Source organism: Vibrio sp. 05-20-BW147 (assembly GCF_013369385.1).
GTDB classification, from domain to species: Bacteria; Pseudomonadota; Gammaproteobacteria; order Enterobacterales; family Vibrionaceae; genus Vibrio; species Vibrio floridensis.
Map to the genome: position 1 here is coordinate 276,173 of NZ_SZTO01000001.1, position 18,975 is coordinate 295,147.

An 18,975-nucleotide genomic window follows, 5' to 3' on the forward strand; every position below is an offset into this window, starting at 1 on the left:
CTTGGTAAGCAAAAACGCACAGAAAGGGAGGAAGAGAAGGGGCATTGAGCTGTGCGCAAGCATAAAAAAGGGCAGCTGCGCTACCCTTTGTGATGTTTATTTAGTCAATTTGATGAGGTAACAAGCTATTCACACGGAGGTGCCATGTGAATCAGCGCCAAACCGCCAAGCGAGGTTTCTCGATATTTTTTATTCATATCTTTGCCCGTTTGGTACATGGTCTCGATCACTTTATCTAATGAGATGAGGCACTTACTTGTGCGCTTTAAGGCCATACGCGAAGCATTTATCGCTTTCATTGCGCCCATCGCATTGCGTTCAATACACGGCACTTGAACCAAGCCGCCAATCGGATCACACGTCATGCCAAGTGAATGTTCCATTGCAATTTCAGCAGCAATGCAAATCTGCTCGTTGCTGCCACCGCGTAATGCGGTCAATCCCGCCGCAGCCATTGAGGAGGAAACACCAATTTCACCTTGGCAGCCCACTTCCGCTCCGGAGATCGAGGCATTGGTTTTATATAAAATGCCAATGGCACCAGATACGGCAAGGAAATCTTTCAACTGCTTGGTATCGAGCTCTTTGATAAACTTGTGGTAGTACATTAATACCGCTGGAATCACACCCGCTGCGCCGTTGGTCGGGGAGGTGACCACTTGTCCGCCTGCCGCGTTTTCCTCGCTGACGGCGAAAGCGAACAGGTTAATCCAATCCATGATTTCCATCGGATCGTTTTCAATCGCGGCATTGGCTTCGAGTTTTTTCAACAAGTTCGGCGCACGGCGAGTCACATTTAAACCACCATCAAGAATGCCTTCGGTTTCAAAACCGCGCTTCATGCACAGGCTCATCACTTTCCAAATCTGCTCGGCTTTGGCATCGATGGTCTCCATATCGTGGAACATTTGCTCATTACGCAGCACCATTCCACCAAGGCTAAGCCCGTTCTTTTCTGCCATTTCTAGCATTTCATCGGCATTTCTAAAGGGGAAATCCACCTTCACAGCGGATTCTTTCTTGCCATTTTTAAGTTCATCTTCGGTCGCAATAAAGCCTCCACCAATCGAGTAGTAGGTTTCAAAGTGGATACGTTGATTGGTTTCGTCGAACGCACTGATGGTCATGCCATTTTCGTGCAGAGGCAAGTTCTCGGTATGGAAAAGAATATCGCTGGCAAAATCGAACTCAACAAAACGTTCACCACGCAGAGATAGTTGGCCTTCCTGAATCGCTTGGCGCATTGCTTGATTAGCACTGCTAATACGAATGGTATCGGGACGATTACCAAGCAGTCCGAGAATCACCGCTCGGTCCGTGTGATGGCCACGGCCAGTTAGTGATAAAGAACCGTAGAGATCGACTTGAATTCGTTGCACTTTATCAAGATCATCGCCCAATAATTGCGTAAACTGGTAACCCGCAATCATGGGACCATTGGTATGGGAGCTTGAAGGGCCAACACCGATCTTAAAAATTTCAAAAATAGACAGCATAATAACTTCCTATCTGACAACCTGCTAATAAGTATGGATGAAGCAGTGAGTTGTACCAGTTGAACTTGGATATGTATGTTGAAATTTTGTTAATTAATTTCGTTGCGGTGAAAATAACGTCAGTTTAGGTAAAAGTACAGTAGAAGATGAGAGTCGAGTGAGCAAAACGAGAGATCTGTTAATAAAGGCCGAAAAACCACTGATCATTGTATTAGGTAAGAGGCTGTTTAATGACACGTTAACCGCTGAAGGGCGCAGTCGTGTAGAGGCTTTGGTCGACGCTCTGGCGGTTGGTCGGCTGGCGCTGACCACATCTATTGCTTTTTGCGGTGGAGTCACACAAGGTCAAACGGTCTCAGAAGCCAAAGCGATGTACGATTATTTCTGCCAGCTGTGCGCCGAGCGACATGTGCGCTTTCGGGCAGAAAATGTGTTGTTAGAAGAGCGTTCGACCAGTACCGTCGAGAATATCTTTGAAGTCTCTAAAGTGCTGCTTGAAAGTGGCGAATGTACAGCGGGCTCAGCACTTCATGTTACCTTTGTTTCAAACGACTACCACCTCAAACGCATTTTTGAAATTCAGCAATTGATGGACGAGCAAGGTTTGTTGCGTGTATTACGCGAGCGGTGTGCAGAGCAAGGGGCTGAGCTTTCCATTAGCTATCGCGTGGCCGATCATATCAGTGTGCCATATCCTCATTTTGGCGTGGATGCGCAACTGTTTTTGCTTATCGATGAGCTCACTACATACCGAGTCTATTTAGAAGGGGTTGCGCGAGGTGTGTTTGCTCGCTCCTTAGCCGAGGTGCGTACCATACCGTATCAACTGGCGCAAAGTGCATTGCAAAAAATTAAACCCATATTGCGCGCTCATCCTGAATACACCGGATATTTTTATGATTTTGCCCAGTTACAGCAGTGGATTGAAGAGAGTGGGGTTGAACAAGATAGTCAGACCATCGCGCAAATTGCTCGGCTGTTTAACCGCACATTGATTCGCTTAAATCGCCAGTTCGATCCCGAACAAAGTGGAACAGGTGAGAAAGCGAGTTGAGTGATTTGGAACTTAGCGCACGCTCGACTACGCTTAGAGTAGCTTCAAAGTGGTGAAGCTCCGATTTTTACCATTGATATTAATAGGTTTGTTGCGCCACTTTTCATTCTGCGGTTATCGTATCGCAACTCATCATTGGCAAAGGAAATGTAAATGTCACAACAAAAATTCCGTTTGGTAACTCGCAGTGATTTTGACGGCTTGGTTTGTGCAGTTTTATTAAAACAACAAGATTTGATTGATGAGATCAAGTTTGTGCATCCCAAAGATATGCAAGATGGCCTTATCGAAATCACTGAAAACGATATTGTCACCAACTTGCCCTATGTTGCTGAAGCTCACCTTGTTTTCGACCACCATCTCTCCGAAACCATTCGCAATCGTGGCCGTCATGCTAATCATATTATCAATCCTAATGCGCCATCTGCCGCGCGAGTGGTGTGGGATTACTATGGTGGCACCTCGGTGTTCCCCGTTGAGTGGATGGAAATGATGGAAGCGGTAGACAAAGGTGATTCTGCTCAGTTTAGCCGCGACGATGTCTTAGACTCGAAAGGGTGGAACTTACTCAATTTCCTAATGGATGCACGTACTGGTCTAGGGCGTTTCAAAGAATTTCGTATTTCAAACTACAGCCTGATGATGGATCTCATTGACTACTGTAAAAACCATACCATTGAGCAAATTCTAGACCTGCCAGATGTTAAAGAACGTATTGATTTATACCGCGAGCACGAAACGAAGTTTAAAGAGCAGGTCCAACGTTGTGCCACAGTACACAAGAACCTAGTGTTACTGGATTTAACCAATGAAGAAACCATCTACGCTGGTAATCGCTTCATCATTTATGCTCTGTTTCCTGAGTGCAATATTTCGATCCACAAAATGTGGGGATTTCAGAAGCAAAACGTGGTGTTCGCGACGGGTAAATCAATTTTCGACCGTGGATCCAAAACGAACGTCGGTGAGTTGATGCTGAAGTACGGTGGTGGTGGGCATCAGGCAGCAGGTACGTGTCAGATCAATATTGAAGATGCCGAGCGGGTTCAGGCGGAACTGATTGAGCAGATAAATCTGGATGGGTAAATGCTAAAAGCCTCGCAATCGCGAGGCTTTTTACTGGTCGCTTAACGGTCAATCGAGAAATAACCCCTACCTATTGTAAAGAAGCGACAATCAATGCCATAGGGGAACTGAGCTTTGAGCGTTTCTGTTGTTGAGGTTTCATTAAGGAAAAGTACAATACCGTTCATAACGCGATGGCATTGTGGAGACAAGAATGAACAACAGGGTTCCAACGAATATTATCACCGGTTTTCTTGGTGTAGGGAAAACCACGACCATCCTTAGTCTATTGAAAGAGAAACCCGCAGACGAAAAATGGGCAGTTCTGGTCAATGAGTTCGGTGAGATTGGTATTGATGGCGCAATGATGACTGACAGTGGCGCGTTGATCAAGGAAGTCCCTGGAGGCTGTATGTGCTGTACGGCTGGGGTACCGATGAGCGTTGGTATTAATACCTTGCTACGCCAAAAACCGGATCGCCTGCTTATTGAGCCAACAGGCCTTGGTCATCCTAAACAGGTCATCGCAACCTTAACCTCCGCTCAGTATGAACCATATGTGGATCTTAAAGCGACGATAGCACTGGTGGACCCGAGAAACTTGAGTGATGAAAAATACACTGGTAATCAAAACTTTAATGATCAGCTCGATTCTGCCGATGTGGTGATTGGCAGCAAAGTGGATCTCTCTACATCGCATGATATCGATGTGTTTAATGATTGGGTTACAGATCAAACACCGGCAAAAGTGTTCAGTAAGCTCATCCACGATGGTCAACTGCCTGTTGAAGTGTTAGACATCGAACGTGTGTATGGTAGCGCGTCGACCCACATTGAAGCGCATCACCATCATCATGCTGAAATGGAGCCGCAGTTTGAATTGGCGCCGGGCAAAGCCTATGTGCGCAAAGAAAACCGAGGACAGGGATACCACAGCTGCGGTTGGTTAATAGGTGCGGAATATCGGTTTGATTTTGACCAGCTTTTCTCGATGTTTTCAGCGTTGACTGCTGAGCGTGTCAAAGCGGTGGTTAATACGAATCAAGGTTGTTTCGCGTTTAACGTTGCAAATGGTGTGGTCTCAGTGAACCAAATGAGTCTTGAAGGGTTTGAATCTCGTATTGAGGTGATCGATTCTCAGTTGATGCCGTGGGATGAGCTGGAGGCGATTTTACTCAAGCTCGCCAATATTCAATAAGCAGCTCGTTTTACCCGTCTCCCACTAAACCCGTGTGATTCCGTAAAGCCAGTGAGGAAGCTCACTGGCTTTTTTTCGTTATGAGTGACTGGGTAGTGCGATCCAGCGTGATAATTGACTCTGCTTACAGCATTCCCGTAAGGTTAGATTCGCCGCGAAAGATGATTTTGTCGTGGCCACGATGAATGCCAAATGTAACAACGGTAGAAGGGTCTTCTTCTCCTGCACTATGCGTATCCCAGTCGTATTGCAGCCAAGGGAGATTGTTCTGACTAACGGTTAGATCCAACCAAAAGCGAATCTGTTCACGTGCGGGAATTTTCTGTGTGGCCTTGATTCCATCCGTATTGCCGAAGTGCATCTTGCCGATTCCTGCTAGATAAGCGTTGTTTTCTAAACTGTGCGACCAGATTGGTTGTTGATAGTGTTTTGCGCCATCAGCAAGCGTGAAGTGGTCGTGTTTGTTTTCCACAAACTGACCCGCTCGCCAGTATTGAACATCTAGCGGGACGACGATCGTCTGCCCCTGATAGCCACCAACATCTTCGAATTTCAATCTTCCGAAACGTACGTCCGGTTGTTCCGATAAAATATGACTATCATCAAAGTGTTCGATTGGATCCGCATTTTGCAGGTACACCAACCCAATTTTACTGGTCTCAGAATCTGAATAGGTATTGTATGGCCCATCCGGATACTGTTCTGAAATGGCATCTTTGACCCAGCAAGCACTGTCTTGGCAGGTGTTTCCCCTAGGGATGGTAAAACGGCCCAAACTTATTTGTTCGTTCTCATACCATAGCGGAGCCTGAATTGAAGGCGTGATAAAACGATCTAAATGATGCCCTAACTCCGCCAGTTCAAAATGCGCTTTGGTGGCAAAATAGTGATAGTTGGCCACATGCTGTTTTAGGCTATTGAGCGGCGCAACGTCTACCCATACCTGATCAAATGGCTGATTCATGTAAGCGAACGGTTGGTTACCTGGGTAATCCCAATACTGGTTGAAAGCTTTGAAATATTTCGGGTAAAAGCGACCGATGTTGCGATAGCCTTGGTTCACCTTCATGCCTAAGTAAGTGTTCGAGACATCCGCTTGCACTTTCAAACTGCCGACTTCGCGCCACAGCAAATCGTTAAAGAGATACGAACCATTGTTGATTTGGTGATGCTGCTTATCGAGGCCAGTTGTGCTCTCCAACAGCGTGGTTTGCGTTGCAGCGGTTTCATACGGAGAGGCTTGACGGCTACTCAGTAGGATTCGTGCAGCGGGCGCTTGAGAATGATAGAAGTTTCGTGTGATACCGGTGGAGCAAAGTGTCTCGGTATTAATCGCTTGAGTGACACTGCCATTTTCAAGCCAATGAATTGGTTTGACGTTGAGTGAAAAGGTCTCGCCCGAAGGCATAAATCGATTGCCACCTTGGGACGTACCCGACTCTAGAGCGTGAGCAGCAGGGCAGATAGCCAGCGTCCATGGGCGAACTTTAATCGATAGGTTACCAGAGACCATTTTTTTGCCTGAAGAGGGACACTCAGCGAAGCCTGCGCAAGAAAAAGAATCTTGGATATTTAGGGTAAAGATACCTGACTCAGATAAGGAAATCGGCGATTCACTTTTCCCTTGGCTGAAACTGGGTTGGTAGAGCATCGTTCCGTCTAAGCCACCCGCGGCTTTCGATGGCGTAGTGACGGTGTGAGTGACATTCGGCGTACCTTGATAGCTGGTCGCAATCCTAGGCTGTAAGTTGTCACTGCAGGCAAGCAGTCGAACGCCCAACGGTTCTGGTTTTGCAGCAACCAAAGAGAGTTCAGAAATCTCCTTACCGGAACTGGGTTCGTAAGGCTCGAACATGTATGGAGTGAAAAGGAAACGGACGGTTTTCTTTTTACCGGGTTCACCGATTGGGTGAAGACTCATCGTATAGACCTTGTCTAGCCTTATTGCATCAAGGTTTTTGGGGCGAATCTGTAGACGCAGTTGCCCCTCATTGGATGAGGTGAAAGTGGGATAGTTACCTGAGCCGATGTTATTCACAATCGTAACGTCAAACAAAGAAGGCTCGGAAAGCTCCGTAAACATCTCTACGCTCGCCACTTCCCCATTATTGGTTGTGACAATATTGAACTGAGGCAGGTTTTCTCCACACATCAACGCCATGTCATTGTCTGGACCAACGACAAATTGATAATCATTATCTACAGGAGGCTTAACTTCACAAAGCGGCGGGGTTTCGGGAACCGGACATGCGGTGTTTGAGCCTTGGTTAGAGTAGTTACAGCCAAGGTCACTGATACCACAATAGTTTTTTACATTGTGGATTCTGGATTCGTGCGTGGTGATTTCGCCACAAACGGTCCCGTTTTTCACCGTTCCGTCTTGGTGGACTTTCAATGCCACTTTGTGCGCGTAAACCGCACTGCCTGACAGATCAAGCCGACCACTGGCCCCTGGCGAGTATATTTGGCCATACACATCAATATTTCTGAGATCGAGCTTATTGAGCGAGGTGATGTTTCCGACAACGTAGTGAGTGGCTTTGTTCGATGTGAGTAATATTTCATGCCCCTGAGATTCAACATTGCCGCAGACGTTGGTGTTTCTCAAAATGACTTTGTGGTGGCCAAAAACGTTGCCATTGACGATGTTATGGTCACCTTCGGTCATGACCTCTAAGCCTTGAGTGATAACATCACCATCAACCTCGGCGTTGCGCATGTGAATGAAATTTTGTGAAAGTAGATCACCGAATATCTGGCTGCGATGGTAGGTCGTTGGAGGGAGGCCACCATTGGGTTGCAGAATCGAAATGCCCGTTGACAGTGCTTTCAAAGAAATTCGCTTCTCTGGGCTGCCGACCATGTTGTTGCCATGGAGCTTAACACCGCTGTGGGCAGACACTGTGACACCTAGGCTGGATGCCTTAGAAGCAATGAGAGTCGCACCCGCAGGGAGTGAAAATGCGCCATAACAGAGAAAGTCATCTCCCGTTTGTGACGTACTTTGGCTGCACAGTTGATTAAAATGTTCTGGGTTGTAAAGATCATACTCGAGCGCATCGCTGGTAAAAGGCAGTGAAATAGACAATGCGAGCAAATGCCATTTGGACATCTAAAATTTCCTACAAACTTAATGGAAACAATGGCTGTAAGCGAAAAATAGTGTTTATATTTCGTGTTTTTTTATGGGCCGAATTTAACCATGAGGTCTGACCAATAATCAATACCATACCGTTCGTCGTTCTGTTTTTTTGTACGGAATAATTGTTGAAGAATGTGTCTGCGGTGGTGAATTGCGCCAAATTTGACCCGTTTGCTGCAGGACCATTTAGAATCAGGAAAGTGTATTTTTCAAAATCCTAAAATATTTTCACTAGATTGAGATATATCACTCATTTTCATGTAGAATGTGCGGCCATTTGTATCGGCGATCATTTTTTGTCTGTTTAAGGAAACGCTCAATGTCATTTGCATCTCAAGGTTTTGCTCCGGAAGTCGTGAAAGCGCTCGAAGAGTGCGGTTACGAAAAGCTAACCCCAATTCAGCAAAAAGCCATTCCAGTTGCACGTCGTGGCCACGACATCTTTGCAACCGCCCAAACAGGAACCGGTAAAACAGCGGCTTTCTCTCTACCTTTGATTCAGCAGCTGCTGGAAAGTGGAAAATCCGCGTCGCGCAAAACAGCGCGTGCACTTATTTTCGCTCCAACTCGTGAGCTGGCGGAACAGATCGCTGATAACATCAAAGCCTACACTAAATACACCGATCTTTCGGTCGCCGCGATATTTGGTGGTCGCAAGATGTCAAGCCAAGAGCGCATGCTCGAAAACGGTGTGGATATTCTTGTCGCCACGCCTGGTCGTCTTGAAGAACACATTGAATCGGGCAATGTCTCTGTCGCGAATATCGAGTTCCTCGTCTTTGATGAAGCCGACCGTATTTTGGATATGGGCTTCATCAACGCGGTGCGTAAGATCATGTTGGATGTTGAAACCAACCCACAAATCATGATGTTCTCGGCAACCACATCAAGCCAATTGAATGAATTGTCCAAAGATATTCTTCGCAAGCCAAAACGTATTGCGGTCGAGCGCGAAAACACCACGGCTCATACTGTTGCCCACGTTCTTTATCCTGTCGATCAGGAGCGTAAAACCGAGCTGCTTTCAGAGTTGATTGGGCGTAAAAACTGGCAACAAGTGTTGGTATTTGTTAACTACAAAGAAACGGCGAATGAGATTGTTAAAGAACTCAAGCTTGATGGCATCAAAGCCAATGTTTGTCATGGTGACAAAGCGCAGAGCGCACGTCGCCGCGCCTTAGAAGAGTTTAAAGAAGGTAAAGTTCGCGTGATGGTTGCGACTGACGTTGCGGCTCGTGGATTAGACATTGAAGATCTGCCCCACGTGATCAACTACGATATGCCGTTCTTGGCAGAAGACTACGTTCATCGCATTGGTCGTACTGGTCGCGCTGGAAAACAAGGCCACGCTATCTCTTTCGTCAATCGCGAAGAAGAGTTAACAGTTGTTCAGGTAGAGAACCTGATTAAGCAACACATTCGTCGTATTGAGCTTGCTGGTTATGAGCCAAAGAATCGAGACGCCTACATCGACAAACTAAATTCAAAGCCGTCATTCAAAAACCGTCAGGGCCGTCGCAACAACGCTAATGAGCCAGCGGATCAAGCCGCAGCAGAGCGTCGTTTAACAATGATGAAGCGTATTAAAGCCCGCCGTGGTTAATGGGTGTTGAGAGCGGTATTTTTAATCCGAGTGTTTTTAAACACTCGGATTTTTTATGGCGATGAGGGTACTTGGCTGAAATACGGAGAGTCAGTCGACTGACCATCATTTAGGTTGGTCAGGGTGTATGTGCCGGACTGGTCAAGATGGTTGCAATGAGATCAGATTGCTTTCCGGTGCCAGTTTTACTGTAAATGGACTTAATGTGATCTTTAATGGTGTGTGGTGAGCGATGGCTAAGCTGGGCGATTTCATCACGGCTATACCCGAGTGCTAACAGTTGGCAAACTTCGGTCTCCGCGTCGGTAAAATTGAAGATTGGTTTGAGGAGAGTCGGGTTTAATGTGGCACTTTTTTCACGATCATAGAGATAGACAATACAACCAATACCTTCATCTAAGAGCTGTTTTTCTTCAAGAGCAATAGGATATCCTTTGGGGATGGTCTGAGCTTCTAAGCCTATGGCGACAAAAAGTAAAGTCAACCCGCCACGAGGTGACATGAAATGCATCACCTTACAAGCATCATCATTTTTGGCGCTCCTATGATGCAGTGTTTCTTGAATATTAAGCATAAATTCCTTTTTTCTCTCAGTGTCTCGGAACTTCAGCTCACTAGGTAGCAGCGTCAGGTTTTCTTGTAGAGAGATAAGGTCTTTTGCTCGGTAGTTCGCTGCGACGAATGCACCTTTACTATCATACAGTAAGGCTGCGTGTGGCAGTTGGCTAATGATCTGAGTGAGGTTGACGGTATATTTCTGAGACGCTTTAAACTGTTGGTAAAGTGTGAAGGCTCGTTGAATATGGGGTACCAGTATCTCCATTAAGTAAAGGTCTGTTTCACTTAATGGCTTTTCACGTTCGTTTCGATGTACAGACAAAAAAGCGATATTGCCATCAGCGTGCCCAACAAGGGCTGCAGCAACATCACAGAAGCCATGACGATCGAACCACGCTTCTACTTTTTGCTCTTTTGATGTCAGATGAGCTTGTTTTCCAATGTGCTTATCGAGTGAATAAAAACGACCTATAGGCTGAGCGGCGACAAAGTCGTTTACCAAATTGCCTTCGGCCAAATCTAATTCTATGTACTCGAGGACCGCATCAATTTGAGGTCCCGCCATCCAGCCTGATACCAGCTCTCCGCGATAGCTTGATTGAATATAAAAGACTGCGTCGGCCAAACGAAATTCGTCCACCATTTGCTCTAGAAACGGTTCGAATCCACGAGGATGAACAGGAGCTTGGTAGAGAGAATCAATAAGTTGGCTAAAACGACTAATCGATGAATGGATATCCTTTTCCATAAAAATGGTCGCTCTTCTACTTATCATTATGTGTAATTTATAACTTATAGATATTCTCAATGGATCGAAGTTTTTACTGTGAGAAGTGTTAAGTCACTCGATCTTTGCCCGTCTCACAATTGATAAAGGCTCAAATTAATGAGCCTTTTTGAATATCAAACATATGGGTGTTAGACCATTAAGTCAGTCTTTTAGCTACGCGTCTTTGCTGAACGGTTTGGAAGAGACAAAGTACTAACCAAAACACGGCCACTAACCACAAGGCGCTCCAATAGTTGGCGATTTGTTGCCAACTCGCGCCCATTTGATTGAGGGCTAAGAATCCTTTGATTGCGCTGGTGCTTGGGCTCAGTTGTGCCAGCCATAGTAGCGGTGTTGGTATCATCTCCACAGGCCAAATGAAACCTGCTAAGAAGATCAGTGGCATTGAGCTAATCAGCACCACGAGGGTGACAAGCTCTCTTCGCGGCAGTAGCTCGCCCAACCAATAACCAGCCAAACACGACGCGATGAGGAAGGGTAACAAGAGCGTCAACAACTGGGTAGCGTGGCCTAAAGTGTTGACCTGATGCATGGTAAAGCTGGCACCAAAATAGTACGCGCTTAAAAGGTAGTACACACCAACCAATACCAGAGTTCTGACAGCGAGTAGCTTCCAACGAGGTTGGCTAGTCCAATATCCGTGACCATGTTTTTGCGTGCCAACCATCAAACCCGCCGCCATGATTAAGGTCTGCTGAAGGATCAGCACAAACACAGCGGGCACAACATACTCAACGTATCCCATGGTTGGGTTAAAGGTCGGTTTTAGATTTAGCTTTACCGCACTGTATTGGTTGGCCGCCAGCGAAAGAGGTACGCCATCCATGACCAGTTTGGATACTTTCACTTGCGCAGCTAAAGTACCTCCGGTTTGAGCCAGACCTTCAACCACCGTGCCATAGACCAAAAAGTAAGAGGCGTCGCCCGCGTAGGAGAGTGTCGGGCTTTTCCCAAGTAACAAATCGCGATAAAAATGCTCTGGAATTACCAATATGCCGCTGATTTTTCCCTCTAGGAACGCTTGTTTTGCCGCTTCAATCGTATAGTCGCGACGGACAACATGCACTTGTGGTGTTGCATCGACCATACGTTCCAGCTTGAGACTCGTGGCGCTCATGTCGAGATTCACGACGGATATGGTCTGTTCCCGAGGGGTTTGATTCGCGTACGGAAGCGGGTATAGGAATGAATAGAAAACCACACCACCAAAGACGGTGAGTGTCACCACCGGGTTGGTGAAAAGGGCTTTTATCTCCGCTTTGAACAACTCAAACAGGGACATTTGTCGCCTCCGTTTTCTTTAGATGGCGTTTTGCCAGCGCCACAGCCAAAAAGGCGGGCAGTACGTAACCGACCATAGGTAGCAAATGAGTGAGCGAAGTTAACGCGCTCGTCCCGTAGCTGGCTTGTGCGACTTGTACTTCGATGTAGTGACTGATCGGCAGCAAACTACGCCAAAATTGCGCCAATGAACCCATGTCTGAAACTGGGAAAGTAATGCCCATAAACGCGAAGCTCGGGGCGGTAAACGCGCCGGCGAAACTCATGGCTCGCGCCGCATCCAATGTCATGAAGAAAAAGAATGCGCCCATGATCATACAAGCGATGGTGGTGGCTAACTGCGCGATCATGATCGGAAGTAAATGGCCTTGGAATGGCCAATCAAGCATGAAATAGAACCAAAATAGGAAAGCAAAACCATGCAAGAGGAAGATGGGCAGGTAAGCAGCGAGTGTTTTGCTGATGACTTTGAATGGTTGAGTACCCAGCCATCGATCAAGATGTTCCGGTTTTCTCGCATACACACGCAAATTGGCGGCGAGAATTAGAATGGAACAGACAACGATCATGATTTGCCAAATCGCCGGTACGACAGCAGAAACCAAAAACTGTGCATAGTTGGTGTTTTGGTTAAATAAAGGGGAAATTTGCGTGGAAATGGTGACAGCATTCCCCAAAGCGCCTTGTACCGTGCTATTGCCATGACTCAAGGATTTCACGGTCTCAAGACCTGCATTAAAGAAACCTTGAGCTTGCACTACGGCAGAATTGATCAAACGGCCAATCAATATGTATTGACTGTTATAAAACACCGAGACTTGTGGTGCGCGTTGCAAGTAGATATCGCGATCGAAATGGTCAGGAATGATGACATAGGCATAAACCTTTCCTTCTATCATGGCATTTTTGGCTTGCAGTACATCGCTAAACTGATAGTCGACACTCATCGTGGATGACGCATCCAGCATTTGAGTTAGCTTTCTCGAGAGTGTGCTGTGTGCGTTATCCACCACGCCGATAGGCAAATCTCGAGCGATGCCCGCTGAGAAAACGCCCCAAATCAACAGCGCTAACAGGATAGGGATCCAAGTGAGACACGACAACAACCATTTGTCGTGTCTCAACACATGCAATTGTGAGAGTTGTGGTTTCATTGGCTAACCTTTACAGCTCAACCACTAAACTCATGCCCATGCGCAGATCGTTTACCGGCGTTACTGGACGCGCTTCGACTTCAAACGTGCGCAGGTCAAACCCTTTGGAAGCATCGGTTGCGCGCCATGTCGCGAAATCACCCATCACAGCGATGTGACTCACCTTAAACTCGATCTTTTTGTCCAGCGCAGGTAGGTAGGCTGAAAACGTTTGATCTTTTTGGAAGTGTTTCAGTAGGTCTTCTCGAACATTCAGCACCGCCCAAGCGTCTTGTGTATCGATCACCGTGACGACAGGAAAGCCCTGAGGTGCAAGCTCGCCACTTTGCAATAGCACTTGTGATACTTCACCATCAAACCAGCTCTCGATGCGAGTGTCGTTGGCGTAGGCTTCGACTTCCGCCACAGCACCTGCGGCCATGCGCGCTTTTTCAGCTGCTGCTAGTTTGGTCTCGTCGCGGACACCTTCTTTTGCCATTTCGTACATTTGAAATGCTGCGCTTTCGGTGTACTTGGCGGCTTGCCATTGTGTCATGGCTTCATCGCGTTTTTGCTCTGCAACAACACCATCGTTATACAGATTGTTGACGCGTTGGTAGGTCTTCTCCATCAAGTCTGCAGCGGCTTTGGCTTTTAGCCATTGGTCTTTTGCTGCTTGAATCTGTTGGCTACGCGCCCCTTTTTCGGCTTCTTGAGCAAGGGCGTCAGCCGCTTTTTCACCGGCTTTCGCTTGTTCGAGCTTGGCTTCGATTTCTGGGCTATGCAGGGTAAAAACCAGTTGGCCTTTGGTGATATTTTCCCCTTTCCGTACTAAGACTTGGTCGATACGGCCTGGTACTTTAGACGAAATACTGTACTGCTGCGCTTCAATCATGCCTTGCAAGCGGACTGGTTCTGGTTGATAGGCTTGATAAAAGCTGTAACCGACCCAGCTCACGACACCGACGGCACACAGTGACAGCAAAACAGGTTTAAATGATTTCATAGCGACGCCTCTTGAGTCGGTTGGTAAGCAGAAGATTGATATTGATTGAAGCTGTTCATTTCGCTACTGAGCGCCAATAACTTGGTCAAAGAGAGTAGGTAGCGAAATCGTGCAGCAGATTGCTGGGTTTCGACGCTCGCGAGATAGAGCTGCGCATCAACCACTTCCAAAGAAGTGGATAGGCCTTGGTTGAACGCTTTTTCTCTTAAATCCAGGTTCTCTTTGGCGAGGCGAATGCTTGATTCAAGGCCAATGACTTCGTCGATGGCTTGTTGCGCTTCCAAATAGGTTTTTTGTACCAGTACCGAAAGATCTTCTTTCGCTTGTGCTTTGAGAGATTGAACTTGAGAGACCATACTGTTGGCGGCCTTCACTTTGTCACTGCGGCCAGTGTTTTCCAATAGTGGAATATTCACACCCACACCAACTAGCCAATCCGGCTTCATCTCACTGGCTAACGAATCATCTTCGTAAAGGCTGTAATCACCGTAAAGATAGACCTCAGGGTAGTATTTTCCTTTTTCAGCCTTGATCAGCGCGCTGGCTTGTTTCTCTTTTGCACTGAGTAAATCCAAGCCTGGGTAGGTGGCGAGTGTCTGCTCAGTAAAGGCGGTGAGTGGAGGAAGATGTTGGTTGATGAAGAGCCCTTCTGCGGGTTCGACCATGTCATTTTGGGCCAAGATTTTGCTCAAGGCCGATTGTGCGATATCGAGGTTACTTTGGGCTTTTCGTGTCTCGACCTTAGCTTTATCCAGTGAGGCTTCTGCTTGTAAGCGTTCAACATGGGCGATTTGGCCCTGTTTTTCGAGCTTAATAGCGAAATCTCGATGTTGTGTTAAGCCTTGCTCCACCGCTTGGCGTGTTTGTAAGACTTCCTTGGCTAACACGACCGAGAAATAGTATTTACTTAAGTCCTCGTATCTCGCCTGCGTCTCCATCGCAAGTTGGCTTCTGGCTTCATCGGTTTTCCCTTCCGCAGCCGCTTGTGCCGCGGAAATTCGACCACCAGTGAAAATTGGCCAAATAGCACGGATGGAAGAGGTAAAGATATCTCGCTCTGTGATGGTAGACGTCGTATTGGCCAGCGCCCCAAAAATGGGTTGAAAGGCAGGTGGAACCGCAATATGTTGGCCTGTGCTGTCGAGAAGTTGTTGTCCAGATACAGTGACATCGGTGTCTAGTCGAGTGTAGTTAGCCCCAACACTAATAGAGGGCAGATTTAAACTGCTGGTGGCGCTTTGCAAATGTTGCTGGCTTTCAACATTGGCGCGTTGCGCTGCAAGAGAGTGGTTGTTTTCTTGCAAAAGTTGCCATGCCTGCTGGAAGGTAATGGGTGCCGCCTGACAGGCGAGCGATATGGAGCTCGAGAGCAGCCCAATCATCAATAGCTTACTGTGTCGTTTCATGATGGATATCGCAAAATAGAGTAATGACTCTAATATATAGTAATTGTGATCCACTGTTAAGCTGTGGGTTTATCTTTTCGCCAAGATTGCGAAATGAGCAGTTGCCATCTTGGTAAGCAAATGTGTCTATTAAAACACGAAGCCTCACCTATGCAAATTGGAACTTATTATGGGCAAGGGAGAGATAATAAAAAGCACAGCCTGAAAGCTGTGCTATTTTGCGTAGAGGTGAGCCATCTTACTTCATGGAAGGGCAGAAGAATTCTGCTCGCCACTCAAGTTGTCGAGAACCTTGCATGGTTTGCAAAAGATCCCGTCCGCTCATTTGCGGGAATGATAAAAGGACTTTCAGGTCACTCGGACTCCGGCCGTCTTTTTCATAAGCCCTGACGTGTGTAAAGGTTGAATGCATATTCTTCGACAGCATTGCCTTATTCAGACAAATTCCAAAGGTATCGCGTTCCATATTGATCGTTCCTTATCAATTGACACCACCTTGTCGTTATTATTGTAATCAAGTTTGATGTTGCTTCATTGCCCAAAAAGTATACGCCCTACGCCCTAAAAAGACCTCAAATTTAGCTAAATTCGTAGTGATCTAGATCAATAACTGGTTCGATGGTTATGTAACTTGTTGTTTATTTAAAATCCACTTCTCACATTTGAGAGGTATTACTTGCAGGATAATAAATAGTCATTTCACGAGGATTTATTTCTTGCGATTCACACTTCCGGAGGGTGGTAAGAGCTTGCATGTTAAAACGGTGTTAAGTTAACTGAGTTTTCGATGTTTTTAAGTGGTGCAAAGAGGTAAGCATGACGTGGCAAAGCATCAGTTTTCGTAAAAGAATGCTGGTCATTATGACGCTCTCCGGATTAATTGAGTTGCTTATCCTCGTAGCAGCGGGCTTTGCCTACCTCAAATACTCGCAAGAGCAAGAAATGGGGCAGAAGGCACTCGGTGTGGCTCAATTTCTTGCCAACTCGACCACCGTGGTTGAGTTGGTTGAAAGCCGTGACAATGTCACCTATCAAGCAAAGTTTCGTGAACTAACGGAAGCATTAGGTGCTGCGTTCATCGTTGTTGGCGACCGAGAAGGCATTCGTTTAATCCATCCCCTTGATGAACGCCTTGGTTTGCCGATGCGTGGTGGTGATAACGCCCGTGCGTTGGAAGAAGGCGAAGCGTATATCTCTACTGCTAGAGGTTCATTGGGTTATTCGGTGCGTGGGAAAGCGGCCGTGTTTAACTCGGCGGGTGAGGTCATCGGCGTGGTCTCTGTGGGTTATCTGCTTGATCGATTACAAGACAGAATAGAGCCATTTGCGTGGTTTTTAATTGCCATGACGTTACTGGTGGTTGCCGCGAATGCCTTGGTTTCTAATTATGCTTCTCGTAAATTTCAGCGGGCTATTTTGGGGTTTGAACCGGAAGAAATTGGTCGGTTATATGGTGAGCTTGATGTGACCATGAGCACCATTAAAGAAGGGGTGTTAAGTATTGATTCGAATGGCGTGCTGCGTTCCATCAACCGCAGTGCGGCGCAGATTCTCGGGTTAGATCCGGCCCAAGTGCTGAACAAACCGCTCTCTGATGCGTTACCCGCCAGTGATCTGTACCGTGTATTAGAAACGGGACAAGAAGACCACGATATTGAACTTTACCTCAACCAAAAGAGGTTGATTGCCAACCGAAGCCCGGTTTACGTAGAGGGAAAGATTGTCGGCGCGGTGTCCAGTTTTCGTTTGCGTGATGAAATTTCTGAGCTCACTGAACAGCTTTCTCAAACCAAAGAGTATGCCGATTTATTACGCTCACAAACGCATGAACATCGCAACAAACTTAATACCATCAGTGGCCTAGTTCAGATGGGCGAGCTTGATGCGGTTCAACAGCTTATCGGGCAGGAGACGGCGCACTATCAGGGGTTGATCGAGTTTCTACGCGATACCATCAAAGATCCGTTGGTCGCGGGCATGCTGCTAGGAAAAACGGAACGTGCGCGTGAGCTTGGCTTAGAGTTAGTGGTTGAAGAAGGGGCTCGTTTAGAGCCGCTAAGTGCTTGGCTGAACCCAGAAGACATCACGACAATACTCGGTAACCTGATTGATAACGCCTTTGACGCGACCATGAGCGCGATCGCGCAAGAAGGCAATTTTGCCCGTTCACGCAGAACCATTGAAGTTTCCATCAGTGACTACGGAACGGAAGTGATTCTTGAAGTGCAGGATCAAGGTTGTGGTTTGCCCAAACAATTTTCCACCGAGCAGCTGCTTGAGAAAGGGATCTCGAGCAAAGCGACCAGCACTCGGGGTGTTGGGCTCTACTTAGTCAATCAATTAGCCGCACGTTACGGTGGCTCGATAGAGATGGCTGAGAATGACAAATTTGGCACAAGAATGACGGTCTATTTACCCAAGGAAGAACAAAGATGAATGCCGATACCCGAGTGATGATAATTGAAGATGATATGGCGATTGCTCAGCTTCATCATAAGTATTTGCAGCAAATGGATGGTTTCGAGGTGATTGGCATTGCGACCACACAAGCCGAAGCCGAAATGCAGTTGTCCGTGTTCGAGCCCGATTTGGTTTTGCTCGATGTTTACCTTCCTGATGGCAGTGGGTTGGAGATCCTCAATCAAATTCGCGGCAGCAATCGTCATTGTGACGTTATTTTGATTACCGCAGCAAGAGATGTGGAAACGCTACAAACCGCAATGCGTGGTGGTGTGGTGGACTATTTGTTAAAACCCGTGATGTTTCCACGGCTGGAAAGTGCTTTGAACAAATACCGTGCGCAACGAGTGCAACTGGGAACCGTGTCCGACCTTAATCAAGGCTTGGTGGATAAAATGCTGCAAGCAAGCAGTACGCAGGAAAGTGTATCCAATCGGCTACCCAAAGGTATCGATGGTGTTACCCTTGATAAAATTCGAACCTTATTTCAAGGCGAGGTTTCCTATACTGCCGATGAAGCGGGGGAGCAAATTGGGGCCAGTCGCACCACGGCAAGGCGCTATCTTGAATATTTGATCAGCTCGGGTGAGCTTGCTGCAGATTTGAATTACGGTACGGTCGGTCGCCCTGAACGAACGTATCGCAAAGTTCATCGTTAATTTGCTGGTTATGCGGCAAATTTAATATGTGAGCGGTGTTTTTGTTACTTATCGTGCAATGGATTACATTTGGGCGGATGTTTGCTGATTATTTGCCCATATTTCAATTAAACTGGTCTAATCA

At 46.8% G+C, this 18,975-nt stretch carries 14 protein-coding genes; 6 read left to right on the forward strand and 8 right to left on the reverse strand.

Going from position 1 to position 18,975, the window contains the following annotated elements:
- Nucleotides 1–125 precede the first annotated feature (125 nt).
- Nucleotides 126–1,496 (reverse strand): L-serine ammonia-lyase, encoded by a 1,371-nt coding sequence (locus FC652_RS01240; protein WP_176297171.1) that lies wholly within the window; start codon nt 1,494–1,496, stop codon nt 126–128.
- A 157-nt stretch (nt 1,497–1,653) separates the two neighbouring features.
- Here FC652_RS01240 and FC652_RS01245 point away from each other — a divergent pair, with 157 nt between their 5' ends.
- From FC652_RS01245 to FC652_RS01255, 3 genes are all read left to right on the forward strand, one after another.
- Nucleotides 1,654–2,550, forward strand: coding sequence for a YdcF family protein (locus FC652_RS01245; protein ID WP_369597872.1), 897 nt, complete (start codon nt 1,654–1,656; stop codon nt 2,548–2,550).
- Between the two features lie 153 nt (nt 2,551–2,703).
- On the forward strand, nt 2,704–3,636 hold the full coding sequence (locus tag FC652_RS01250) for an exopolyphosphatase (protein WP_176297172.1): 933 nt from the start codon (nt 2,704–2,706) through the stop codon (nt 3,634–3,636).
- A 193-nt stretch (nt 3,637–3,829) separates the two neighbouring features.
- Nucleotides 3,830–4,813 (forward strand): GTP-binding protein, encoded by a 984-nt coding sequence (locus FC652_RS01255; RefSeq protein WP_176297173.1) that lies wholly within the window; start codon nt 3,830–3,832, stop codon nt 4,811–4,813.
- 124 nt (nt 4,814–4,937) lie between these two features.
- Here the strand turns inward: FC652_RS01255 and FC652_RS01260 are convergent, their stop codons facing one another.
- Complete coding sequence (locus FC652_RS01260; protein WP_176297174.1) at nt 4,938–7,925, reverse strand: DUF6701 domain-containing protein; 2,988 nt, start codon at nt 7,923–7,925, stop codon at nt 4,938–4,940.
- 349 nt (nt 7,926–8,274) lie between these two features.
- Between FC652_RS01260 and FC652_RS01265 the strand changes: the two genes are divergently transcribed.
- Nucleotides 8,275–9,558 (forward strand): DEAD/DEAH box helicase, encoded by a 1,284-nt coding sequence (locus FC652_RS01265; RefSeq protein WP_176297175.1) that lies wholly within the window; start codon nt 8,275–8,277, stop codon nt 9,556–9,558.
- A gap of 118 nt (nt 9,559–9,676) precedes the next feature.
- On the opposite strand, the gene FC652_RS01270 is transcribed toward FC652_RS01265, so the two are convergent.
- The 6 genes from FC652_RS01270 to FC652_RS01295 all read right to left on the reverse strand — a co-directional run bounded on the left by FC652_RS01270 (nt 9,677) and on the right by FC652_RS01295 (nt 16,198).
- Nucleotides 9,677–10,864, reverse strand: coding sequence for a helix-turn-helix transcriptional regulator (locus FC652_RS01270; RefSeq protein ID WP_176297176.1), 1,188 nt, complete (start codon nt 10,862–10,864; stop codon nt 9,677–9,679).
- A 178-nt stretch (nt 10,865–11,042) separates the two neighbouring features.
- Nucleotides 11,043–12,188 carry an ABC transporter permease gene (locus FC652_RS01275; protein ID WP_176297177.1) on the reverse strand — a complete coding sequence of 382 codons (1,146 nt, stop codon included), beginning with the start codon at nt 12,186–12,188 and terminating at the stop codon, nt 11,043–11,045.
- Nucleotides 12,175–13,341 carry an ABC transporter permease gene (locus FC652_RS01280; RefSeq protein WP_176297178.1) on the reverse strand — a complete coding sequence of 389 codons (1,167 nt, stop codon included), beginning with the start codon at nt 13,339–13,341 and terminating at the stop codon, nt 12,175–12,177. The genes FC652_RS01275 and FC652_RS01280 overlap by 14 nt, the downstream gene beginning before the upstream one ends.
- A 10-nt stretch (nt 13,342–13,351) precedes the next feature.
- Nucleotides 13,352–14,326, reverse strand: coding sequence for an HlyD family secretion protein (locus tag FC652_RS01285; protein WP_011080531.1), 975 nt, complete (start codon nt 14,324–14,326; stop codon nt 13,352–13,354).
- Nucleotides 14,323–15,732, reverse strand: coding sequence for a TolC family protein (locus FC652_RS01290; RefSeq protein ID WP_176297179.1), 1,410 nt, complete (start codon nt 15,730–15,732; stop codon nt 14,323–14,325). Before FC652_RS01290 ends, FC652_RS01285 begins: the two co-directional genes overlap by 4 nt.
- 238 nt (nt 15,733–15,970) lie before the next feature.
- Nucleotides 15,971–16,198, reverse strand: a complete 228-nt coding sequence (locus tag FC652_RS01295; protein WP_017422113.1) for a hypothetical protein — start codon at nt 16,196–16,198, stop codon at nt 15,971–15,973.
- A 350-nt stretch (nt 16,199–16,548) separates the two neighbouring features.
- On the opposite strand from FC652_RS01295, the gene FC652_RS01300 reads away from it, so the two are divergent.
- Nucleotides 16,549–18,168, forward strand: a complete 1,620-nt coding sequence (locus FC652_RS01300; protein WP_176297180.1) for a sensor histidine kinase — start codon at nt 16,549–16,551, stop codon at nt 18,166–18,168.
- Nucleotides 18,165–18,851: a response regulator gene (locus FC652_RS01305; protein WP_011080527.1), complete on the forward strand. Its 687-nt coding sequence runs from the start codon at nt 18,165–18,167 to the stop codon at nt 18,849–18,851. Before FC652_RS01300 ends, FC652_RS01305 begins: the two co-directional genes overlap by 4 nt.
- Nucleotides 18,852–18,975: the final 124 nt, after the last annotated feature.